Source organism: Sulfurimonas sp. hsl 1-7 (assembly GCF_030577135.1).
GTDB classification, from domain to species: Bacteria; Campylobacterota; Campylobacteria; order Campylobacterales; family Sulfurimonadaceae; genus Sulfurimonas; species Sulfurimonas microaerophilus.
In genome coordinates, this window is the sequence record NZ_JAUIRR010000003.1 from 25,837 (window position 1) to 49,308 (window position 23,472).

Here is a 23,472-nt window from a genome sequence, read left to right on the forward strand (position 1 = left end):
TTCCCTTTTAAATATATTATACAATTCTTAATTTATTTTTTTAATTATATTATTTATATCATAATATAGCTTTTAAATCTCATTTATTATAACAATGTTTCTAAAGAGGTCATCTTTTTTACATTCATCGGCTTTATCCCTTTAGAGATTAAAGAGTTTTTCAACCCCTCCCCTATTTGTGAACTGACAAAAAGATTGACATTATACTCTGCAAATATTTTCGGTAAAACGATTGCCAGTTTCTTTTTATCGCTATATACGGGATTTTCCAGTTTTTCGAGCAAAGAGATATTCCCCGGTGCCATTTTATATATAAATATATATTGCTCCATCGGTGTGATCTTCTCAAAATTCTCTTCGTTCTCCATACAAATAGCTACAACAAGTTCCTCTTTATCATCCTCTATCTCTATCTTATAGCCGCCCACTATCCCTAAAGATAGTTTATATCGGGCATTTTTTAGGATTCTTGTAAATGTCGGACGGGAGATTCCCATCTTTTGGGCAGCCTCCTCTTGATACAATCCTAAAAGATCCATCAGATATATCGCTTCGATCTCCTCATGCAGTAAAGTAACTTTCCCCTCCGGCTTCACGCCTTCGGGGACAAATTTTTTATACTGCGGTTTAAAATTTAAAGTTCTGCTACTCTTTGTTCTTGCCATGATTTACCCTTTAATATTACAATCTTAGCAGATGTTAATTTAAATTTTCTTGACATATGTTCATAATGATGGCATAATTTGGACATATGTTCATTAAGGAATAGTTATGAATAATATAAAATTAATTTATAACTTCTATCTGGACGGGTTTAAAAACATGAAAACAGGTAAGACTTTATGGAAGATAATCTTCTTAAAGCTGGCTGTAATTTTCCTGTTTTTAAACTACTTTATTCACGATAGATCGTTAGATACAGAGTATAAAACAGAAGATACGAAAATCAATTTCGTATATAACAATTTAATAGGAGAATAAGATGGAAGAACATTTAGTCGATTGGTCTAGAGCTCAGTTTGCTCTGACTGCAATCTATCACTTTTTATTTGTTCCACTTACACTTGGGCTTGGATTTATAGTCGCTATTATGGAGACTATTTATGTAAAAACAGGTTCACAAGAGTGGAAAAAGATCACACAGTTTTGGATGACACTTTTTGCGATCAACTTTGCCATCGGTGTTGCAACAGGACTTATTATGGAGTTTGAATTTGGTACAAACTGGGCAAACTACTCTTGGTTTGTAGGTGATATTTTCGGTGCACCTCTTGCTGTTGAGGGTATACTCGCCTTTTTTATGGAATCTACATTCTTTGCAGTAATGTTTTTCGGCTGGAATAAAGTTGGTAAAAAGTTTCACCTCCTTTCAACATGGCTTGTAGCGATTGGTTCAAACCTTTCAGCTTTATGGATCCTTGTTGCAAACGGCTGGATGCAATATCCTGTGGGTATGACATTTAACCCTGACACTGTTAGAAACGAAATGACAAACTTTTGGGACGTACTTTTCTCACCTGTTGCAATCTCTAAATTTTTACATACGATCGGAAGCGGTTATGTGATCGCAGCTCTTTTTGTTGTAGGGATCAGTGCATACTATCTTCTTAAAAAGAGAGAGGTATCTATTGCTAAAAAATCTATGATCGTAGGTGCTACGTTTGGACTTATCACATCTCTATTTTTAACACTTAGCGGTGATGAATCTGCACACCAGGTAGCTCAACACCAACCTATAAAACTTGCGGCTATGGAGGGATTGTATGAGGGAAGAACTGAAGCCGGAATCGTGGCCGTTGGTATGTTAAATCCTAAAAAAACTTTAACGAATGAAGCAGAGCCTTACCTATTTGAACTTGAGGCTCCATATGCTCTTTCACTGCTTGGATATCATGATATAGATGCTTTTGTACCGGGACTAAACGATCTTGTATATGGGAATAAAGAACGCGGTATTATGAGTGTAGAAGAGAAAATGGCTCGCGGTAAGATCGCAGTTACAGCTTTAGAAGACTACAAAGAGGCGAAAAAAGCAAACAATGAGCAAAAAGCTTTTGAAGCAAAACAGATTCTTGATCAGGATATGAAATATTTCGGGTACGGGCATATTAAAGCACCTGAAGATGTAGTACCGCCTATTGGACTTACATTTTACGCATTTCACATCATGGTTTCACTGGGCGGATGGTTCTTGGTACTCTTTAGTGTACTGCTGTACCTCTCAACTAAAAAGGATATCTCACGCTATACACTGATCTTAAAGTCAGCAGTGCTTTCTATCCCTCTTGGATATATTGCGGCTGAAGCGGGATGGATTGTCGCGGAAGTTGGTCGTCAGCCATGGGCTATTCAGGATTTAATGCCTGTAAATATTGCCGCAACTCAAATAGCGACAACAAATATACAGATCAGTTTTTGGATGTTTGCATTTTTATTTACGCTTCTGCTTGTAGCAGAGATAAAAATTATGCTCAAACAGATTAAAATCGGACCAAATGGAGGACACTAAGATGGGTTTTGGAGATTTAGAACTTTTAACATTACAACAATACTGGTGGTTCATCGTTTCACTGCTTGGTGGGCTTTTTGTATTTATCATGTTTGTCCAGGGTGGACAAACACTGATCGATACACTCTCGGAGAATGAAACTGAAAAGACGATGCTCATTAACTCAATCGGTAGAAAGTGGGAACTTGGGTTTACTACCCTCGTACTTTTTGGCGGGGCTCTTTTTGCAGCTTTTCCACTCTTTTACTCAACTAGCTTCGGCGGTGCGTACTGGGTATGGCTTGCAATTTTATTTTGTTTCATTATCCAGGCGGTAAGTTACGAGTATAGAACAAAGCCTAACAACTTTTTAGGGCAAAAGATTTATGAGAGTTTTTTAAAAATAAACGGTAGCCTTGGGGTATTTTTACTCGGTGTTGCTATCTCTACATTTTTCAGCGGTGCAGAGTTTCACCTAAACGACAATAATTTTGTTCTTTGGGATAACTCGTTAAGAGGTCTTGAAGCACTTGCAAACCCTTATAACTATTTACTAGGTTTTGCTTTAGTTTTTTTAACAAAGATCTCAGGCGCGCTTTACTTTTTAAACAACATTGACTATCAGCCTATTCGTGAAAGAGCGGTGAGTTCAATTAAGTTCAATATGCCTATCTTCCTGATATTTTTCGTAGGGTTTACAGCTTGGCTACTTTTAAAAGACGGTTACGCGGTAGATTCTAACAGTGTTGTTGTGTTAGAGCACCACAAGTACCTCAACAACTTCCTTGAAATGCCTGTAGTTCTCGGTATGTTTATTGTGGGTGTAGCTATGGTTGTGATCGCCGTATTTGTTGCCGTTGTATATGGATTTACTTGTTGTATCAGAACTGCGGGAGTCGGAACAGTTGTTACCGTTACAGCCATTTTACTCAATGTGGGTTATAACAATACCGCATACTACCCTTCACTTACAGACTTGCAAAGCAGTTTAACAATTATGAATTCATCTGGGAGTCACTACACACTGATGGCTATGAGTTATGCTTCATTGATGGTACCGTTTGTTTTAGCATATATCGCTTATGCTTGGTACTCAATGGACAGAGTAAAAATTACAAAAGAAGAGATTGAAGCACCAGATGCTCACAACTACTAGGAGTCTATGATGGAATATTTAGCAGAATTGGGTTGGCTGAGTCTTTGGCCAATCGTCATATATTTAGGTTGGAAGTTTAGTGTAAAAAATGTATTAAAATTTGAGGAGAAAGAGTCATGATCGCAATTCCCGTAAAAACGAACAATGAAAATCCGGCACTCAGCCCGCTCTTTGGCAAAGCAAAATGGTTTGCATATGTAGATAGAGATGGTAATATCTCAATTGAAAAGAACGAAACGCAAAGCGGTCGTGTAGTAGTTGATAATATGATCGCAAAAGGTGTAGATACTATTGTATTTAATCATATGGGAGCAAACCCTTTTATGCTTCTGCAAAAGGCAAATATGGAGTGTTTCTACGGTGGTGATGAGAGAATCTTGCTGCAAGATTTACTCTCTAATCTACAAAATGAAGAACTTGTAAAAGTTGATAGCACAAATATGACACAATATCTTGAAGAGGGTAAACACGATCACTCTCATGATCATTCACACCATCATTAAACAACTTTTTTAGACAATTACTATAGATTATATGTGTATAATATAATCTATAGTGTCTTTAAAGGAGTCAAGATGAAAAAGCTCATTACAATAACTACCCTCTCTACTCTCCTCTTCATCAATGCCAATGCTCAAGAGCATAACTACATTGGATTGGATATAGGCAATACTACAGCAAAATATACAGTTACATCAATTGGATTAGGTATCAATGAATCTAGCAATGATGATGGCGGCTCACAAACACTAAAGCTTGGTCACTATTTCAATGACAACCACAGAGCTGCAGTGCTTTATCATAATATCAATGCAGACGATGCAAAATTTGGAATGTTGTGTCTGGAATACAATTATCTAATTGGAGAAAATCCGCTCAAACCTTTTGCAGGTGTAATACTTGGATATGGAAGATATGATCTGGATAATTATGATTTTAATATAGACGGTGCGATGTACGGTGTTCAGGCCGGTCTTAATTATGAGATAAACTCATACTTTTCTCTTGAAGCGGGATACAGGTTTATAAAATCTACAATGAATGAAACCTATCGTGAATCAGGATATGATGCCGACTTTAAAGTTAATGACTTTCGCAATTGGTTTGTAGGTTTTAATTTTAATTTTTGATTTAAAAATGAATATTGTAGAAGTTTAATGGTGCGATCGGAGGGATTTGAACCCTCACACCCGTAAGGCACTACCCCCTCAAGGTAGCGTGTCTACCGTTCCACCACGATCGCATTGTAAAAAGAAAAAAAGTTTAACTCAAAAAGAGTTAAACTTTGAGGTACTTTTAGATAATCGTTAAAGATTAACCTAAAAATGGGTTAGCGTAAAGAGCGATTAATGCAACAACTAGTGCATAAATAACTTGCGCTTCGATCATTGCTAAAGCGATGAACATTGTAGTCATAAGTTTAGCACCTAGACCTGGGTTACGTGCAGTACCAGCGATAGTTGCAGCAGCAGTGTGACCCATACCGATAGCACCACCAAGTGCAGCTAAACCAAGACCTAGACCAGCAGCGATCATAGAGTAAGCTTTAAGAGTTTGGTTAGCAACTTCACCCTCGTTAGCTAAAAGTGCAGCAGAAAATGCTACTAAAAGAAAAAGAATTTTTTTCATAATATATCCTTAAAAGTATTACAATCCGTTCGGATAGCGTAACCTCATCACAAGATGAAGCAACCTAAACATAAATGCTCAGATTTCCCTACTAGAAATTGATAGCGCAATTTTACAAGAGAAGTGCTAAATAAAAACTTATACTGCTAAAGTTTTTATTTTTCTGATACTAACTTTGAATCAAATCTGTTTTTCACATCCAAAAAGCTGTCAAGATTTTCAAAGAAGAGATCAATTAAATCGGGATCGAAATGTTTCCCTCGCTCCTCTCTAAAAAGTTCAAGTATTTTCTCAAGTTCCCATGCTTTTTTATACACCCTGTCGTGTCCTAAAGCATCAAATACATCGGCAACAGCAGTGATACGACCGAAAATATGGATATCACTCTCTTTTGTGCCTTGCGGATAACCTGTTCCATTCCATTTTTCATGATGGGTATATGCTACCATTGCAGAAGCTTTAAGAATGTCTCTTTCTGAGTGTTTAAGCATCTCATACCCTATTTCGGCATGTGTCTTCATAACCTCATACTCTTCGTCTGTTAATTTACCCGGTTTGTTTAAAATACTATCCGGTATACCTACTTTTCCAATATCATGCATTGGACTTGCTTGTTTTAGTAAAATAGCTTCCTCTTCACTTAGACCATAATACTTTGCCAACATATAAGAGTACTCAGCAACCCTTCGAACATGATCTCCAGTTTCTTTACTACGAGTTTCACCGATTGCACCCATTTTTTCCACTACTTCTTTTTGAGTGTTTACAATCTCTTCATTAAGTCTATAAATATCTGTTACGTCAAACATCACTTGTATAAACTCTACAATTTCACCACTTGTATCTTTAACAGGATAAAATAGTGTCTTTGTAATAAATTCGCTTTTGTCTTTTGCAATATTGGTAATAACTTCTTTTACAGTCTTTTTACTCATTAAAGTATGAAGTATCTGATCACATAAACCTTTTTCTTGATGTTTTTTATGTCTAATATCTCCACAGTTTCTGCCAACAAGTTCTTTTCTTGTATATTTACTGAGTTTAAGGAACTTGTCATTTACATATTTAATATTGTTATGAACATCTGTTCTTAAAACAGCAGTTGATAGGTTGATTGCCTCTTCATATTGTTTAAAGTAATAGAGATTCTCTTCCAAGTTCTCTCTAGAAGACAATACTTCATTTTGCAGAATCTGTTTTACGGCTTCAAGTTTGGTTACATCATTTCTAATACCTATATATTCTCTAAAGCTTCCATCTTTATAATAAATAGGAGCTACTTCAGAAACCACCCAATAATCAGCCCCCTCTTTTGTTCTGTTTTTCACCAGTCCTTTCCATATTTTTCCTGACTGAATCGTCTTCCACATATCTTTGAAAAGTTTAGAATCGGTATCTGGATGTCGCACAATATTATGAGGTTTTCCAATGAGTTCATCCCGTGTATATCCTGAAATCTTTTCAAAGTTTTTATTTACGTCGGTAATCTTACCCCCACTGTCCGTAGTTGAAAAAATTGATGCTGAGGCTACCGCATTTTTAAACTGTTCCAAGTAATGGATATTTTCATCAAGATCTTTACTCGTCTCTTTAATCAAGGTTGTTAAAGCAGATAAACGTACCTCTTCATCACTCACTTCTTCTTCTGTTATATCCATATCCAGACTATTTGAATTCTCTTCATTTTCATTCAATGTAACGTATGTTGTAGTAATATTTAAAAGATTGTTATCACAACTAACACTGTTATGAAAAAATTCACCATATGTTATAAAACCTGAACTTACTCCAATAGAGTTGAGTGTTTTTATCTCTTTGTTTAAAAAGTTTCCAAGCATCTGACGTCTTGCCCCACAAGTATAAACAAAGGTTGCTTCATTAACTTTCTGATTATGTGCTTTTAAGTGCTCAATATTTTTATGTTCAATCGTACCAAGGTCTGCAAAACCAAATCGTACATATTGACCTTCTGGTATATTACCTGCAAATGTAATGCTTCCCTCTTCATAATTAAATCCTACAAGTGCTCTTGCAACTTCGGTGTCTCCAATATTAAGCACTAATGGGAACTGGGAACCGTGTTTTAATAAGTCATCACGAACCGTTTTACCTAAATATTTTTCAAAAATATCAATTACAGGTACATGATCAAGTTCATACACCGTAGGTCCGATTGCTTTTGTTACAAGCATCTCTTTACCGATCGTTTCCCAATTAAATAAGTAGTCTGCATTTACTTTCAAAACTTTAGAATCTATGATTGCAAATACGATATCACTATCGTCATTATCACTAGAGCTTATGTAGTTAGAATGAAACTTAAAATCATCGCCGGCATTACCGCCAACAACAACTAAATTTGGATTCTCTTTAGCAAGTCTTTGAAGTAGTTCGGATGCATCAATTTTAAAAGTGTTTGCAAATGCGATCAGGAGTTTTGTATCATCGGTAATATAATGTAGTTTTAAATCGTTAATGATCTCTTCTGTGGAACTATCATAGTAACCTATATTTTTAACACTAGAGTTCTCAAAAACTGAAAATGATAAAATTATTTTATTATCCGATATTTGCCCGTCATGTACTATACCGGCGGTTGTAGCAGTAATTATCGAAGCATTCTCTAGTAAAGATTTAAGCTCATTTTTGATTTTTGAAATCTCTATATAGAGTTTGTTTGAAGTAAAAAGCTGTACCAATATTTTAGTATGATCATCAAACTGAAAATTTTGACTAATAAACTTCTCTAAATCATCTTTATTAGTATATTCATAATTGATTTGTTTCATCAAAACCCCGCTTTTTTATTTTACCGCTATTTCAATCAGAATCTTTAAAATTTAATTATTTTATCATACAAATAATACCACATTCTCTATTTGTTAGCCTAAAAATAATACATCAGGACTATTTTTTAAATTTTGAATCTATTTAATAAGTCGCATATTGGGCGAATGTAGCGTATATGTAGAAGCTTTATACTTTAAGGAGATTCCTCTACAATTGAAATATACACATACTATTCCATACTGTAGATGATTAAAAGTTAGCCCAACTGAGAGTTGGGCAAAAAGAGATTTAGATAAGAGGGGAAATCTTAGGAGATTATACCATTGATAAAGAGATTTTATTCCCTTTAAACTCAATGATTTCTACTGTCACTTTGTCACCTTCATTTAACACATCTTTAACATTTTCTACTCTATCTTTAGAGATTTTAGAGATATGTAACAGTCCGTCTGTACCATCTGGAAGTTCAACAAAAGCACCAAAATCAACTATACGCTTTACAGTACCTTCATATTTGTCACCAACTTCGTACTTGATTTTTGCTACTTTTGGTTTTGAGACAATAGAGTTGATATGCTCTTTTGCACCTTCAATACCCGCTTTATTTGTACCTGTAATTTTAACTTTGCCCTCTTTTTTATCTATATCGATAGCAACTTCAAACTTCTCGATAATTTCACGGATAGTTTTTCCTGCCTGACCGATAATCTCACCGATAAAACTAGGATCGATATGGAAGAAATCAGTTGTTGGAAGTACACCGTCATTGAACTCGATTTTGCTTTGAGCTTCAAGCATAATGTCGATAATGTGAGTACGACCCTCTTTTGCTTGGTAAAGTGCCTCTTTTAAAACTTCCAGTGAGATACCACCAAGTTTTATATCCATCTGCATAGCAGTGATTCCGTCTTTTGAACCCGTTACTTTAAAGTCCATATCACCGTCGTGATCTTCAAGTCCCATAATATCTGAAAGAATAGCATACTTGTCACCTTCACTTACCATACCCATCGCAATTCCGGCAATAGTATCTGAAGTATCGATATCAGCAGCTTTAAGTGCCATATATCCACCACATACAGTAGCCATTGAACTTGAACCGTTTGACTCTAGAATCTCAGAAACTAAACGGATAGTTTTTCCGTCTGTGTCTACGATCGGCTCTAACGCACGTTTAGCTAAATTTCCGTGACCGAGTTCACGACGCTTTGTTCCCATGATCGGGCTTGCTTCACCAACAGAGAAACCTGGGAAGTTATAGTGCACCATAAAGTTTTCGTTTTGTGTACCTTCATCAGTCAATGTTTCAAACATTTGCGCATCTTTTGGCCCACCTAATGTAAGTACTACAAGAGCCTGTGTTTGTCCACGTGTAAACAGACAAGATGCATGAGCGGCAGGAAGTACGTTTGTATCGATCGTAATTGGTCTTACCTCATTTAAAGCTCTTCCGTCTGCACGCACTTTTTCGTTAAGAATTTGAGAACGAACTTGAAGTTTTTTTACACTCTCGATTGCAGCTTTTAACTCTGATTCATCCCAATCCTCTTTTGTTTCTAAGATTGATTTTCTTAAGTTTCTAAGAGCTGAAGAACGTTCAGATTTTGCCATCTGGTTCATTGCATCTTTAATATCCGTCATATGGTTTTGCTCTACATAACTTACCATCTCTTCATTAAGCGGATTAACATTTAACTGTAATGGCATCGCCTCTTTTTGAAATGGTGCAAAACTCTCTTCATATTTGCTGTTTGCTTCAAATAAAACCTCTTGAGTTTTTCCAAGGATTTCAATCAGCTCATCTTCTGCAAGAGCATTTGAAAGGTGTGTATCTATCACAACACCGCCCATACCTGCATTGATAGGATCAAGCATAGGCTCGATGCTAGGCTCAACTTCTACGTTTTCACTACCGATTGAACGCATCTCAATCATTAAAAGATCCTCTTTTGTCCCTGAAAGGTAAAGATCTAATGTTGAGTTGTTTAACTGTGAAAGTGTTGGATTTAAAACTAATTCACCGTCAATTTTAGCAGCACGAACAGCACTTACACTTCTGTTAATATCAATATCTGAAACATATAAAGCAGCTGATGCAGCATTAAGTGCCAATACTTGTAAATCAGCTTCTTTATCTACACTAAACACCATGATAGTTATCTGTGTCGGATGTCCAAACCCTTTTGGAAATAGAGGACGTAAACTTCTATCTACGATTCTTGACGTAAGTGTTTCAAAATCACTCGGTTTTGCTTCACGTTTAAAAAAACCTCCAGGGATTTTTCCCGCTGCATACGTTTTTTCTATATATTGTACAGTAAGTGGTAAAAAGTCTTCACTTACCGTTTCATTCTCTTCAATAACAACTGTTGCCAGTATTACAGTATCTCCAGATTTTAACCAAGCAGCACCATTTGCTTGGCGTGCTACATCGTTAAAGCTATATTCTTCTATTTTATTTTTTAATTCTACATTTACATCGTATTTCATTTATTTTCCTCTAAAATTTTTTCTACAGTTTCGTCATCTACTTTTTCTAATTTTTTATAGTAAAGTCCAGTTTCTACATAATCATCAATTTCATGCAGAAAGAATATATCATCTACAAAAGTTTCCAAAGTTTCCAGTACATCACTTGGAATCACAGGGACAGCTATGTAAACTGCTTTTGGAGATTGTGCTAACACCGTCTTTAAAGCAGTCATCAACTTCGTACCGGTTTCACTTCCTTCATCAATTAAAAGAACTATCTTATCTTTCATAGATGCAAAAGGTCGTCCTTTTCTAAACTTATATATATTGCTAAGTATACCCTCTTCATGCTTTCTATGTGCTTCACCATAGACATAATCGAGTTTAATTTCAAAAGACTCGATCAGGTTCTCCTGGATAACAATCTCTTCTGTTTCACTTACACGTGCAACTTCACATTCAGGATTGTTTGGTGCCATAATTGGTTCTAAAAAAAGGATATCTATACGGTTTTTTAGTCTTCCTCTGATATAGGTACTTAGCTCTAAACCGCCATGAGATACGGCGATCAATTCCCATCGCTCATCTTTAAGCTTGTTCATAGGGATCACTTCGGTAAGTTTTTTAGCGGCATCTTGTCTGTTTTGTAATATCTCTTTATACTGTTTCATTTTAATTACTCACTTGCTCTTCTAACTTATACTCTATCAGAGCATTATTTGGATCAGGTTTCATAAACGGTTTTAACACTACACTTATAAATACATACCTGTCTTTGATCGAAGAAGCATCTCCGTTTGCATCCAAAATAGGTCTTGTATTTTCACTATATTTTACACCGAAATCCCAACATCTCTTTTTATACATAAATCCGACTGACGCTGTTTTTACCTGTTTTAGTTCAATATCATAATTATATATTGCAGAAAAACTGTAATGTCTATTGTAATCATACTCTAATGATGATGTTAAATACTTTGTAAAAGGATCTTCTAGTGTATTTACTTTTGCTATATCATACTTAAATAGATGAGATAGGTCTAACTTTAGTCCGTAATCATTATACGTTATAGAGTTGAAAATTTTTGTAAAACGATGCTGTTGATAATTATAAAACATATTATTATAAAAAGAAAGATGTTTGCTCAATTTATAATCTAATTCATTTTCAAGCTCACCCAGTTTGTCTTTCCCTGTTTCATATGAAAGTTGTTGAGAAAGTCTGTGGTAAAGAAATTCATTCGCTGCACTATCGAAAAAATATTGTGTAAAGTCTAGGTATGCTTCATTGTCTATTGCATTAATATTATAAAACTCACATCTTGCATCGTTTTGATTCTCCTCTAGGGAACAAAAATCAGCAACTTCATCATAATAACCTGTTTGCACACTTTGATCAAATCGGTTATATCTTGCAGAAAATCCCATAACATGTATGAAATCATCAAACGCTTTTGTGAGTTGCGTAGAAACACTCAAAGTATGATAGTTTCTTAAGAAGTATCCATCTTGATATTCGTAGTTTGGTAATGCAGTAGTAGATCCGCGAAATGCAGAGTGCTGCATATAGATATTAGCTTTATATGCAAGGTTCAAATATTCATCAAATAGATCTGTTTGCAGAGTAACAGGCAGATTAATATCTGTTTGCACTACACTCGTATCTATTCGTCTATAGATATTTTTACTCTGCCCATCTAAAGAATAAAGGAGATGATCTTTTAAAAATGTGTCTAAATAATAATGGTAATGCAGAGTCGGCAGCTGCTGTAGTACATTTGCATTCGTCTCTTGTTCTAAATCTTGATAGTATTTAAAATATGTTGCGATATAGTTATCATCAGTATTATAAAAAGCATTGATTCGAGAAAGAACTTGGTTTGACGTTACCTGTGATTGCGCACTGTTTGAAGCGAGGTTAATATACTCAACATCATTCATATGACTCACATCAACATATAGGCCTGACTGCCCCTCTAGTTCTGTTGCAAACCATTGATTAAGAACGTCACTATTTTCATATTTAAAGTTCACACCGTAATGTTTATCATTTTTTAAACTGATTAAACTTGAGTTTAAATAAGAATCATACTCTTTAAAGTAACCTAGATTTATCTCACCTTTAGAGGTTTGAGAGTCAACGAAACGAAATTTTGAGTAAATCCCGTTTCCTCTGTTTGTACGTGCTTGTGGTTTTAGCTCTAAATCCCACCAGTTTTGCTCTGCGATATATATAGGTTGTTCATAATAGAACCCTTCTGTTGAAGAGAGTCCTAGAGAAGGCATTAACAAACCTGTTCTACGTGTTGTATCTAAAGAGTACCCAAAGTACGGTGTATAAAATATAGGAATATCATAAAAATAGAATCTTGCATTATAGAGGTTCAGCCATTTTGTCTGAGCATTATAATCTGATGAGCTAAATGCCATTTTCCAAAGCGGATCAATTGGATTACATCCACTTACCATTCCGCTTTCAACATCTATATCATAATCTTTGGCATACCCGCTTTTACCGCTCATCCATACTTCTGAAGAGGTATCTAGCATATAAAACGGTTTAAACTCTTTCTCTTTTTTTGCTAAATTAAGTCTTGCATATTCTCCTAGAAGTTTATAGTTACCTTTGTAGTTCACTTTTATATTATCAAACAATTCGAGATCAGAAGTATCTCTGTTATATATTGCTCTTTTTGCCGTTAAAAAATAATCTTGATATATAACAGTTACACCATTCTCGGCAAATACCGTAGAACCGTTTGTATCCATATGTGAAGCATACACTTCAACCTTCGATGAAGCATAAACCGAAGATAATAAAAGTGTAAAAAGGAGGAGAGTTTTAAGCATCTATAACCAAAGTTTTTGCAGTTTTATCATGCCATGTCTGGCGAGCCGGGTCCATCATACCCCATAAAAATCCGAGGTATAAAAACATCTCACTAATCACTCTAAAAATAGCACGATTAAGTGAACTGAGTACATTAGGATTATCTAATGTTCTAATCTCTATCACTTTAATTTTCATCACAAGTTTACCGATAGTTGCACCGTACTGCATTACAAAGAATGCTTGATACACTATCTTCATCATCATAAACTCTAGAACGAACTGGTTTGTCGTATTTATCCACTCTTCAATTGTAGTAGCTGCTGCAAAGTTATCGTACAATGCAATTATAAGTAAAAAAGAGAGCAACATCTCATCTATAAAAAAAGCCATCGCCCTTTTTTTTGTATCGGCTAAAGTTAAACCTTCACGATGTAATGTACTCTCTATATCTTCGTTCAAAATATTTCCTATAACGCTTGATATGCTATATCTGTTCTAAATTTTTTCCCGGCAAAATGCACCTGGCCACATCTTAAATATGCTCTGTCTCTAGCTTCTTTGATTGTATCACCAAGACCTATACAAAGTAAAACTCTTCCACCTGTCGCATAAAGCTTATCATCCTCTTTAGAAACACCTGCAAAAGAGATATGTGTATATTTTTCAATATCTTCATGATGAACATCATCTAAGATAATCTCTGCCGGTGTTGAACTTCCGTACGGATAGTTCTCACTAGCCATTACAATACCAACTGCATATTGTTTAGAGAAACTCACCTCAATCTCACCTAAACGGTTTGTTGCAGCTTTATAGAACATATCGCTTACACTTGAAGTCATAAGCGGCATTAAAATTTCACATTCAGGATCACCGAAACGTACATTAAACTCTAGTGTGATAGGCTCACCGTTTACAACCATAATTCCAATGAAAAGTACACCTTCAAAAGGAGCACCTTCAGCTTTCATACCATCAAGTGTCGGGCGGATAATTCTATCTTTTACTTTTTGGTAGAGAGTTTCGTCTACAAGCGGTGTTGGAGCATATGCACCCATTCCACCCGTGTTTGGACCAGTATCGCCATCACCTATACGTTTGTGGTCTTGTGCAGCAGGAAGTAAAATATAGTCATCACCGTCACATACTGCAAACATTGAAAGCTCATATCCGTCTAAGAACTCTTCAACGATAACTTTCTTTCCTGCATCACCGAATGCTTTTCCGCTGAGCATCTCACCGATAGTCTTTTTAGCTTCATCATGTGACTGCGCAATAATTACACCCTTACCGCCACAAAGCCCGTCAGCTTTTACAACGATAGGTGTACTTAGTGTATCTGTAAATTTATAAAGTTCTTCGATCGAGTCACTCTCAATATAAGCGGCCGTAGGGATATTGTACTTCGCTAAGAAGTTTTTCATATAAACTTTAGAACCCTCTAGCTGTGCAGCTTCTTTACTTGGTCCGAAAATTGTCAAACCGTTTGCTTTAAAAATGTCTACAACACCGTCAACTAGTGGAGCTTCAGGTCCAACAATTGTAAGTTCTATTTCATTGGCTTTTGCCCATGATGCAAGTTCATTATAATCTTTAATATCGATATTTGTACCAAGTTTATCTGTTGCACCGTTTCCAGGTTGAAAGAACAATTCATGCCCGGCATTTTCATTATCAATTGCCAAACCTATAGAATACTCACGACCACCAGAACCTAAAATCAAAATTTTCATTCACTTCTCCACTAAAAAATATAATGAACCTAGCTGTTTGCTAAACTCAGTATATTTTTCTTCTTTTATAATTTGAGGGGATTGTAAGGACTTAAGTCCTTGCCTCTAATAACAGGCTTTGTCACTATTTAGCTCTCACCAAATAGTAGCCCAGATGGCCGTCACACTAATGGCTTTGGTTCTAGAAAGCCTAATTTGTGTGAAGGGAGACCCGTTTTAGGCGGCAATTTCTCGGCAGAGTTAACATACCTCAAACAAAACCACCGACACACAACAGGTCTACAGGTTCACGATATGAATATGTAGAACCCTCATATATGTGCTGGCACGAGCCATCCAGACTATTAATAATATTATACAAAAAATTAGTTGATTTTTCTTTGAAACTAGAGTGTTTTTGCTATTTTGACACAACTCTCAATAGTTGTTTCACCGGAGATCACAAAGTTAACATTTTTTGGTAAAGATTTTGCCGTTGTTTTCCCTATTACTACCACTTTTTGGGTTTGTTTTATCTGATTATTTTGCAAAAAACATTTTACACTTGAGGGGGATGTAAAAATGAGTATTCCATCCTCTTCTACTTGGGGCGTTTTAATCTCTTTGGAACAGGAGGTTTCATACACAATAGCTTCATCTATTATGTATCCATCGTTTTTAGAGTTCTCAACAAAATTCGATGCCACCTCTTTTGCTCTGAGATACAACCATTTTGTATCTTGTGGATATCTTTGAATAACCTGTATTAAATTATCCCCGTAACCACTTCCAAGCTCTAAAACTTTTCCCCCTAATTCTTGATAACTTTTTGCACTTTGCAAAGAGACACATAAAGCAGGGAGTTTTATATAACTTTCTCGTTCATACCCCTCAAGAGCCTTGGCAACTTGTTTTGATGTAATAATTAAATAATCGTAGTTCGAAAAATCGATTGAAGGTGTAAAAAGTGTTGTATCTAAAGAGTTTATATGGATAGTATCGGGATATGAAGATGTAGAAAAAAGGTAGATATTTTTAGACATAAGAGAAAGCCTTTTGGCTTACTCCCATTCGATAGTAGCCGGCGGCTTACTACTAATGTCATATACAACTCTATTAATACCGTCAACTTCGTTGATAATTCTTCTAGAGATTCTCTCTAGTAAGTCATGCGGCAAGTGCGCAAATGTTGCTGTCATACCGTCAACCGCTTCAACTACACGTACACAAATAGTGTTGTCATAAGTTCTGTTATCACCCATAACACCAACAGATTTTACGTTTAGTAAAACTGTAAATGCTTGCCAAGTTCTTGTGTAGTAACCGCTTGCTTTAAGCTCGTCTAACATAATTACGTCAGCTTCACGAAGCAGATCAAGATCAGCTTGGTTAACATCACCCATAATACGGATTGCAAGACCTGGACCAGGGAATGGATGACGGTTAATCATAGACTCAGGAAGACCTAACTCTAAACCGATTTTACGAACTTCATCTTTGAAAAGTTCACGTAAAGGCTCAATCAGTTCAAAATCCATCCAATCAGGAAGACCACCAACATTATGGTGAGACTTAATAACTTCAGATGGTCCGTTTACAGAGATAGACTCGATAACGTCAGGGTAAAGTGTCCCTTGCGCTAAGAATTTAATACCGTCATGTTTTTTTGCTTCTTGCTCAAATACTTCAATGAAAGTATGACCGATAATTTTACGTTTTTGCTCAGGATCAGAGATACCGGCAAGACGACCTAAAAATAGATCAGCTGCATCTGCAACTACTAAAGGAGCTTTAAGATTTACTTTAAAGATCTGTTCAACTTGCTCACGCTCACCTTTACGTAAAAGACCGTTGTCAACAAATACAGGGATAAGTTGATCACCAATCGCTTCGTAAAGCATTGCAGCAACAACTGAACTATCAACTCCACCACTTAAACCACAAAGAACTTTACCGTCACCAACTTTTTCTTTGATGATTCTGATTTGCTCTTTTAAGAAGTGTTCCATTTTCCACTTCTCATCAACACCACAAATCTTCTTTGCGAAGTTACGAAGCATTAAGTAACCCTCTTCCGAGTGTTGTACTTCTGGGTGGAATTGCATTGCATATACATTTCTTTCTTCATTTGCGATAGCTGCAAATGGAGAATTTGCTGAAGTTGCGATCACTTCAAAACCTGCAGGAAGTTCATCAACTCTGTCAGAGTGAGACATCCATACAATACGGTCATTGTCACAATCTTCAAAAAGTTTTGATGCATTTGTTTCGTAATTATTGATACTTAATTCTGCTTTTCCATATTCATGGTGATCAGAACGGATAACACTTCCACCGAAGTCAACAGCAATTCTTTGCATACCATAACAGATACCAAGAACAGGGATACCCATTTCGTATACACCTTGATCTACTTCATAAGCATCTTTGTTATAAACTGAAGATGGACCACCTGAAAGAATTACACCTTTAGGATTTTTTGCTTTAATATCTTCTACCTTTGTATGGTAAGGAAGAATTTCACAATAGATTTGATCTTCACGAAGACGGCGAGCTATAAGCTGAGTATATTGAGAACCAAAGTCCAATACAATAATGCTAACATTTGTCATTAAAATGCCTTTAAAGATAATTAATTGTGAAAGGATACTATAAAAAAGATTAAGATTTGATGAGTAAAAAAAGTGAAGTAGTTATTGAGGCTTAGTAAAGCCCCATAACCTCAAATTGTAAATACCAGATAACGATAGATACTAAATAACCTACAAGGATAGTCCAAGCATGTTTCATATGTGCACCGAATGTATAGATACCATGAAGTCTACCCATTACACCAACACCTGCAGCTGAACCAAATGAGATTAAACTACCACCAATACCTGCTGTCATTGTAACAAGCATCCATTGATCCAGTCCCATCTCTGGAGATGATTTTAATATAGCACTCATAACCGGAACATTATCTACTATTGCAGAAAGGAAACCAACACCGATATTTGATGCTGTTGAACCCATCATTCCATAAAGATCGTGAATGTAGTGTAAGAAACCTAAAAAGTGTAAAGCACCAACTGCTGAAAGGATACCAAAGAAGAAAAGAAGTGTGTCATTTTCTACTTTTTGCATATTTACAAAGATATTAAAACTTTGTCTTCCTCTTTTTGTAAGAAATACAGAATACATTTTAAGAATTGCCAGACCAAACATCATACCCCACATTGCCGGGAAATGGAAAAACTGGTGACCAAGAACTGCGATTGTAATAGTAGCTACACCAAGATATACAGTCCCCATTGCACCATCTAAAAGCTCAGGTTTTTTCTCTGTACTCGCATCAAATTCAGGTTGCCCTTTTGGAACTGACATAGAAAGAAGATAAGCAGTTACTAACCAACCAGTAACTGATGCCGGGAATAAGTATAAGAAATCAACAAATGTACCTTTACCTGCTGTCCATGCCATTAGAGTTGTAATATCTCCAAACGGTGACCAAGCACCACCCGCATTTGCCGCAACAACAATATTTATCGCACCTGGAACTAAGAAAGAAAGGTTTTTCTTATCGATTGTAAAAAGTACAGTTGAAAGGATAAGTGCAGTTGTTAAGTTGTCTGCAACCGGAGAGATAAAAAATGCTAAAAGACCTGTTAACCAATACAGTTTTTTATATGTATAACCCTTAGATACAAGTTTATACTTCATAAGATCAAATACACCGCGTTCTATCAGTGTCTCAATAAATGTCATAGCAACAAACAAGAAGAAGAAAATTTCAGCGATCTCTAAAATTAAAGTCTCAAGCTCATCGTGTAAACCACTTGGATTCATTCCATTGATCGCAAAATAGATCCCAACTAACATAAACATAAATGTACCCGCAAAAAGTGCAGGTTTTGCTTTATTTACTTCGAACTTTTCCTCTGCAGCAATAAAATAATATGCTACGATAAATACAATTAAACTTAACCAACCTACCCATGTTGTAGCTAAGTTTATATCTGTTGCTGCATGAGCAACTGCATTTGCAGTAGTTTCAACCACCGAACTGTTTTCCATCTAATTCTCCTCTTGTATGGTGTGTACACCTATCGATTCTGTTCTATTTAACGCTGAGAGTACAATCTCTCGAGCAGTTAGTAAACGAAATTTTAACAGTTTACCAATTTTTTCATTTAAAAGAGCATTAATTGTCTCTAAAGCGTCGGTTAAACCCCTCTTCGTACGAATAATTGAGACATTTTCCCACATTATTTTACGCAGTTGATTCTTTTTCGCTTTATCATCTTTATAACTCATCACCTCATCTTCAATACCAAACTCTGTGATCTGGTCATTGAAGTTATTGTTTTCTAAAATATCATCAACTGCTATTTTTGCAAAAACCAAACCTTCAAGTAAAGAGTTTGATGCAAGTCTATTTGCACCGTGAACTCTTGTTGAAGCCACTTCTCCAACAGCATAAAGCCCTTCGATATTTGGCACCCTACCTTTTAGGTCTGTTTTTATACCGCCGATTGCATAATGAAATGCCGGTGAAATAGGTACTCTCTGCTCTGGAACTTTAAACCCTAAAGCACGCATATTTTTATAAATATTTGGAAATCTATGAGCAAAATACTCTTCACTGAAATTATCAAAATTGAGATAAATATTCAAACCTGTTTTCTTTCTGTACAGATAGATAGATTTACTTACAATATCACGAGAAGCAAGCTCGCCGCGTTCATCATATTCAAATAAAAAACGCTTTCCGTTTTCATCTGTAATGGTTGCACCCTCACCACGAAGAGCTTCTGTTAAAAGCATCTTTTGTGCATTAGAAGAATTTACAAACACTGTCGGGTGAAACTGCAACATCTCCATGCGATCAAGTTCGATCCCTTTCATAACACAAAGACCTTGCATATCTGCACTTATACACGGTGCATTAGTATGATACTCATAAAGGGAACCTACACCCCCACTTGCAATAATTACATTATCTGCATAGATATTTTTTGTCTCTCTGTGATCGAGTACCGTTACACCGTAACACTTGTTGTCTTTGATAAGAAGATCGACTACACGTGCATCACTGAGCATTGCGTGTTTATTTTGAGAAAGCAAAAAGAAATGGAGGTATCTTCCCGTTGCATCACCGCCTGCATGGACAATTCTTTCACAAGAGTGTGCAGCTTCTTTCGTGTAAAGTATATGTCCTTCATTGTCTTTATCAAATTCAAAACCGTTATTGACAAGATCATCAATCGCTTCGATCGAATGTTCACTTAAAACTTTTACCGCTTCTTCATCACAAAGACCGTCACCTGCTGCTAAAGTATCTTTTACATGGAGAGGGATATCGGCTTCATCACGAGCCAAAGCGATCCCCCCTTGTGCATAAAAGGTGTTACATTTAAAAGTTTCACGCTTGTTAATGATCAAAACTTTTTTATCTTCGGGTAACTTCATAGCGGCGTAGAGTCCTGCAACTCCTGCACCTACTATTATTACATCATATTTATACATTTAGTTACAACTCTCATTATTATCAAATTTTTTCTCTTGCATGTGAAACTCAACATTCTCATCACTTTGTGGAGCTGCTTTTTCATAATAAGGGGGCGCTTTATAACCGCATCCACTCATACTTAACAAAAAGCTTGTTATAATTAGCATATGAAAAATGCTACTGATATTATAAAAATTATTCAAAATCAACCTCAGTTTTCTAAACTATCTCATTTTCATTGCATAAAAAAGATACAGTCTCTTTTTAATCTACCACTCCAAAAGATGGTAAAATTTGCCTACATAAAAAATCAAACACTTTTTTTTGTGCTAAATCATCCTGGGGCTAAACAAGAGTTTGATAATAATATACAATCTATTAAAAGCGCTTTAAAGTTTGTCACTCCTGATGAGTGTAAGGAGCTTTCTATCATAGATATAAGAGCTTTCGTAACACATACCCCAAGTTTTAAACCTCCAAAGCCGTTAGTAAAAGAAACTGCTCCCCATTACACAGAAAGAGCAAGCGGTGAGATTTCAGTAGATATAAAAGATGAAAGGTTAAACCAACTTGTCAAATCAATTTTTGACATTATAAAAGAGAAAAATGGATCTTAAAAGCACGATCAAACAACTCCCCACATCTCCCGGGATCTACCAATATTTCGATAAAAATGGCAGGCTCTTATATGTAGGAAAAGCAAAAAATCTTGCCAACAGAGTAAAGAGTTACTGGCATTTTACACCTGAACTTCGTCCAAACCCGACACTCTCTGCAAGAATCACTAAGATGCTGCATCAGACAATCTCTTTGGAGTATATTGTAGTAAACTCTGAGCATGATGCTTTGATCCTGGAAAACTCTCTGATCAAACAACTTCATCCAAAATACAATATCCTGCTGCGCGATGATAAAACATATCCATATATCTATCTCGATAACTCGGAAAAATATCCCAGATTAGATATAACAAGAAAAATAATCAACTCAAAAGAGATCACCTACTTCGGCCCCTACTCTGTAGGTGCAAGAGATATTTTAAATTCGGTCTACAATATAGCGAAACTCGTCCAAAAAAAAGGGTGCCTGCGTTCTAAAAAACTGTGTCTGTATTACCAGATCGATAAATGTTTAGGACCGTGTGAGCTCCCTATATCTAAAGAGCGTTACCAACAAGAAGTTGATTTAGCCGTTTCTCTAATCAAAAATAAAAAAACGCTGATCAAAAAACTGCAAGAGAAGATGGAGTTTTATGCTGAAGAACTTCGTTTTGAAGAAGCAGCAGAACTCCGTGATACGATCGATAAAATTTCTCGTTCGGAAATCAATTCCGAAATAGATTTTGCAAGCAATGAAAACTTCGACATATTTGTTGTAGAGCATAATGAAGTGCGTGCGGTACTTGTTAAAATATTTATGAGAAACGGGAAAATCATCTCCTCTTCCCATGACTATATCAATTTAAATGAAGGTTTTGATGAAAATGAGATTTTTACGCAGGCTTTAGTAGACTTTTATAAAGATGAAAAGCCACCTATTGTAGCCCCGATACTTGTAAATATGGATTTTGAAGACAAAAACTTAATTGAAGAACATTTAAGTCAGGTATTTGAGAAAAAAACTTCGCTCTCTGTACCTCAAAGGGGAAAGAAAAAAGACTTGGTATCTTTAGCCCTACTCAATGCACAAGAGCTTCTTAAAAAACAGAATAATACAAATCAAAAACTACTCCAAGAGATCAAAGAGTTATGTCATTTAGAAGTGATTCCAAACAGAGTTGAAGTATTTGACAACTCTCATATGGCTGGAATGGCTACGGTTGGAGCTATGATAGTTTACGAAAACGGGAAGTTTGATAAAAAATCGTACAGAACTTACCATCTTGAAGCTAAAGATGAATATGCCCAAATGAGAGAAACACTCTCAAGAAGAGTTGAGAGTTTCATAAAAAACCCGGCTCCTGATCTTTGGGTTCTTGACGGAGGGGCTACGCTTTTAAAACTAGCACTCGATATTTTAGAATCAAACGGCGTAACGATAGATGTAATTGCTATATCGAAAGAAAAGATTGATGCTAAAGCACATCGTGCAAAAGGGAAAGCAAAAGATATTATCTACACAAAAGATGAAACTTATAGACTTCAAGAATCTGACAAAAGACTTCAATGGATTCAAAACCTTAGAGACGAAGCACACCGTTCGGCAATCACCTTTCATAAGAAAACGAAACTTAAACTTGATCAAGAGAGCAAACTCTTAAGTTTACACGGTATTTCTGCCCCAAAAATCCAAAAATTACTCAATCATTTCGGAACTTTTGAAAATATAAAAAGTGCTTCTGTAGAGGATTTAACGACAATTTTGAACAAAAAAGATGCAAAAAACATCAAATTGCTTTATAAATAAGTTTTATTTTTATTTCCTTATGATATATTTGTGACAATTCTAAAATTTTTGCTAACTATAAGGTTTAGAGATGGAAAAAGTGACTCCTATTGATGAAGAGTACATGTTTGATGATTTGGTCATAGTAAGTCAAACAGATGAAAAAGGTATTATCACTTATGCAAACAAGGCATTTTGTGAAGTTTCTGGTTATAGTGTAGAAGAGCTTGTGGGACAACCGCATAATATCATTCGACATCCAGATATGCCCGCAGCCGCATTTGAAAAAATGTGGAGTACTATTCAAGGTGGCCAAGCATGGAACGGTATTGTAAAAAACCTGAGAAAAGATGGTAAATACTACTGGGTAGATTCAGAAGTCTTACCTATCAAAGATAGCGATGATAATATCACCGGCTTTATCGCTGCAAGGCGTGCCGCATCAAGAAAAGATATAGTGGATACTGAAGAAGCTTATCAAAAAATGTTAGAAGCAGTAGAGAAATAAGGGGTTAT

General features: G+C 35.8%; 21 protein-coding genes and 1 tRNA gene. 8 read left to right on the plus strand and 14 right to left on the minus strand.

The features are described 5' to 3' along the window. Positions 1-86: 86 nt before the first annotated feature. Positions 87-665, minus strand: coding sequence for a DUF134 domain-containing protein (locus QWY88_RS06715; RefSeq protein WP_304545393.1), 579 nt, complete (start codon positions 663-665; stop codon positions 87-89). A 106-nt stretch (positions 666-771) separates the two neighbouring features. On the opposite strand from QWY88_RS06715, the gene QWY88_RS06720 reads away from it, so the two are divergent. The 5 genes from QWY88_RS06720 to QWY88_RS06740 all read left to right on the plus strand — a co-directional run bounded on the left by QWY88_RS06720 (position 772) and on the right by QWY88_RS06740 (position 4,774). After that, complete coding sequence (locus tag QWY88_RS06720) at positions 772-981, plus strand: DUF4492 domain-containing protein (RefSeq protein ID WP_304545395.1); 210 nt, start codon at positions 772-774, stop codon at positions 979-981. Position 982: 1 nt separating this feature from the next. Further along, on the plus strand, positions 983-2,509 hold the full coding sequence (locus QWY88_RS06725) for a cytochrome ubiquinol oxidase subunit I (RefSeq protein ID WP_304545396.1): 1,527 nt from the start codon (positions 983-985) through the stop codon (positions 2,507-2,509). Between the two features lies 1 nt (position 2,510). Next, complete coding sequence (gene cydB, locus QWY88_RS06730) at positions 2,511-3,644, plus strand: cytochrome d ubiquinol oxidase subunit II (protein WP_304545398.1); 1,134 nt, start codon at positions 2,511-2,513, stop codon at positions 3,642-3,644. 116 nt (positions 3,645-3,760) lie between these two features. Continuing rightward, positions 3,761-4,147: a NifB/NifX family molybdenum-iron cluster-binding protein gene (locus QWY88_RS06735; protein ID WP_304545400.1), complete on the plus strand. Its 387-nt coding sequence runs from the start codon at positions 3,761-3,763 to the stop codon at positions 4,145-4,147. 72 nt (positions 4,148-4,219) lie between these two features. Next, positions 4,220-4,774: an outer membrane protein gene (locus tag QWY88_RS06740; RefSeq protein WP_304545403.1), complete on the plus strand. Its 555-nt coding sequence runs from the start codon at positions 4,220-4,222 to the stop codon at positions 4,772-4,774. 28 nt (positions 4,775-4,802) lie between these two features. On the opposite strand, the gene QWY88_RS06745 is transcribed toward QWY88_RS06740, so the two are convergent. From QWY88_RS06745 to QWY88_RS06805, 13 genes are all read right to left on the minus strand, one after another. Continuing rightward, positions 4,803-4,887 (minus strand) — tRNA-Leu (locus QWY88_RS06745). Positions 4,888-4,958: 71 nt separating this feature from the next. After that, complete coding sequence (locus QWY88_RS06750; RefSeq protein ID WP_193113241.1) at positions 4,959-5,273, minus strand: F0F1 ATP synthase subunit C; 315 nt, start codon at positions 5,271-5,273, stop codon at positions 4,959-4,961. Between the two features lie 155 nt (positions 5,274-5,428). Beyond that, on the minus strand, positions 5,429-8,062 hold the full coding sequence (locus QWY88_RS06755) for an HD domain-containing phosphohydrolase (protein WP_304545406.1): 2,634 nt from the start codon (positions 8,060-8,062) through the stop codon (positions 5,429-5,431). Positions 8,063-8,378: 316 nt separating this feature from the next. After that, positions 8,379-10,553 carry a polyribonucleotide nucleotidyltransferase gene (locus QWY88_RS06760; RefSeq protein ID WP_304545408.1) on the minus strand — a complete coding sequence of 725 codons (2,175 nt, stop codon included), beginning with the start codon at positions 10,551-10,553 and terminating at the stop codon, positions 8,379-8,381. After that, positions 10,550-11,206: a phosphoribosyltransferase gene (locus QWY88_RS06765; RefSeq protein ID WP_304545410.1), complete on the minus strand. Its 657-nt coding sequence runs from the start codon at positions 11,204-11,206 to the stop codon at positions 10,550-10,552. Before QWY88_RS06765 ends, QWY88_RS06760 begins: the two co-directional genes overlap by 4 nt. A gap of 1 nt (position 11,207) precedes the next feature. Then, positions 11,208-13,385 carry an LPS-assembly protein LptD gene (locus tag QWY88_RS06770; protein ID WP_304545412.1) on the minus strand — a complete coding sequence of 726 codons (2,178 nt, stop codon included), beginning with the start codon at positions 13,383-13,385 and terminating at the stop codon, positions 11,208-11,210. After that, entirely contained in the window at positions 13,378-13,827 is a 450-nt protein-coding gene (locus QWY88_RS06775) for an RDD family protein (RefSeq protein WP_304545414.1), read from the minus strand. Before QWY88_RS06775 ends, QWY88_RS06770 begins: the two co-directional genes overlap by 8 nt. A gap of 8 nt (positions 13,828-13,835) precedes the next feature. Then, positions 13,836-15,101 (minus strand): phosphoribosylamine--glycine ligase, encoded by a 1,266-nt coding sequence (purD, locus tag QWY88_RS06780; RefSeq protein ID WP_304545416.1) that lies wholly within the window; start codon positions 15,099-15,101, stop codon positions 13,836-13,838. 386 nt (positions 15,102-15,487) lie between these two features. After that, positions 15,488-16,123, minus strand: a complete 636-nt coding sequence (locus QWY88_RS06785) for a uroporphyrinogen-III synthase (protein ID WP_304545420.1) — start codon at positions 16,121-16,123, stop codon at positions 15,488-15,490. 18 nt (positions 16,124-16,141) lie between these two features. Continuing rightward, entirely contained in the window at positions 16,142-17,692 is a 1,551-nt protein-coding gene (gene guaA, locus QWY88_RS06790; RefSeq protein ID WP_304545426.1) for a glutamine-hydrolyzing GMP synthase, read from the minus strand. A gap of 91 nt (positions 17,693-17,783) precedes the next feature. Further along, positions 17,784-19,136 (minus strand): sodium:proton antiporter NhaD, encoded by a 1,353-nt coding sequence (gene nhaD / locus QWY88_RS06795; protein WP_304545429.1) that lies wholly within the window; start codon positions 19,134-19,136, stop codon positions 17,784-17,786. Continuing rightward, positions 19,137-20,588: an L-aspartate oxidase gene (gene nadB, locus QWY88_RS06800; RefSeq protein ID WP_304545431.1), complete on the minus strand. Its 1,452-nt coding sequence runs from the start codon at positions 20,586-20,588 to the stop codon at positions 19,137-19,139. It abuts the gene before it with no gap. After that, on the minus strand, positions 20,589-20,738 hold the full coding sequence (locus QWY88_RS06805; RefSeq protein ID WP_304545434.1) for a hypothetical protein: 150 nt from the start codon (positions 20,736-20,738) through the stop codon (positions 20,589-20,591). Between QWY88_RS06805 and QWY88_RS06810 the strand changes: the two genes are divergently transcribed. The 3 genes from QWY88_RS06810 (at position 20,739) to QWY88_RS06820 (ending at position 23,464) form a co-directional block, all read left to right on the plus strand. Then, positions 20,739-21,188 carry a hypothetical protein gene (locus QWY88_RS06810; protein ID WP_304545436.1) on the plus strand — a complete coding sequence of 150 codons (450 nt, stop codon included), beginning with the start codon at positions 20,739-20,741 and terminating at the stop codon, positions 21,186-21,188. Continuing rightward, positions 21,178-22,977, plus strand: a complete 1,800-nt coding sequence (gene uvrC / locus QWY88_RS06815; protein WP_304545438.1) for an excinuclease ABC subunit UvrC — start codon at positions 21,178-21,180, stop codon at positions 22,975-22,977. Before QWY88_RS06810 ends, uvrC begins: the two co-directional genes overlap by 11 nt. A gap of 70 nt (positions 22,978-23,047) precedes the next feature. Continuing rightward, complete coding sequence (locus QWY88_RS06820; RefSeq protein ID WP_304545440.1) at positions 23,048-23,464, plus strand: PAS domain-containing protein; 417 nt, start codon at positions 23,048-23,050, stop codon at positions 23,462-23,464. Positions 23,465-23,472 lie beyond the last annotated feature (8 nt).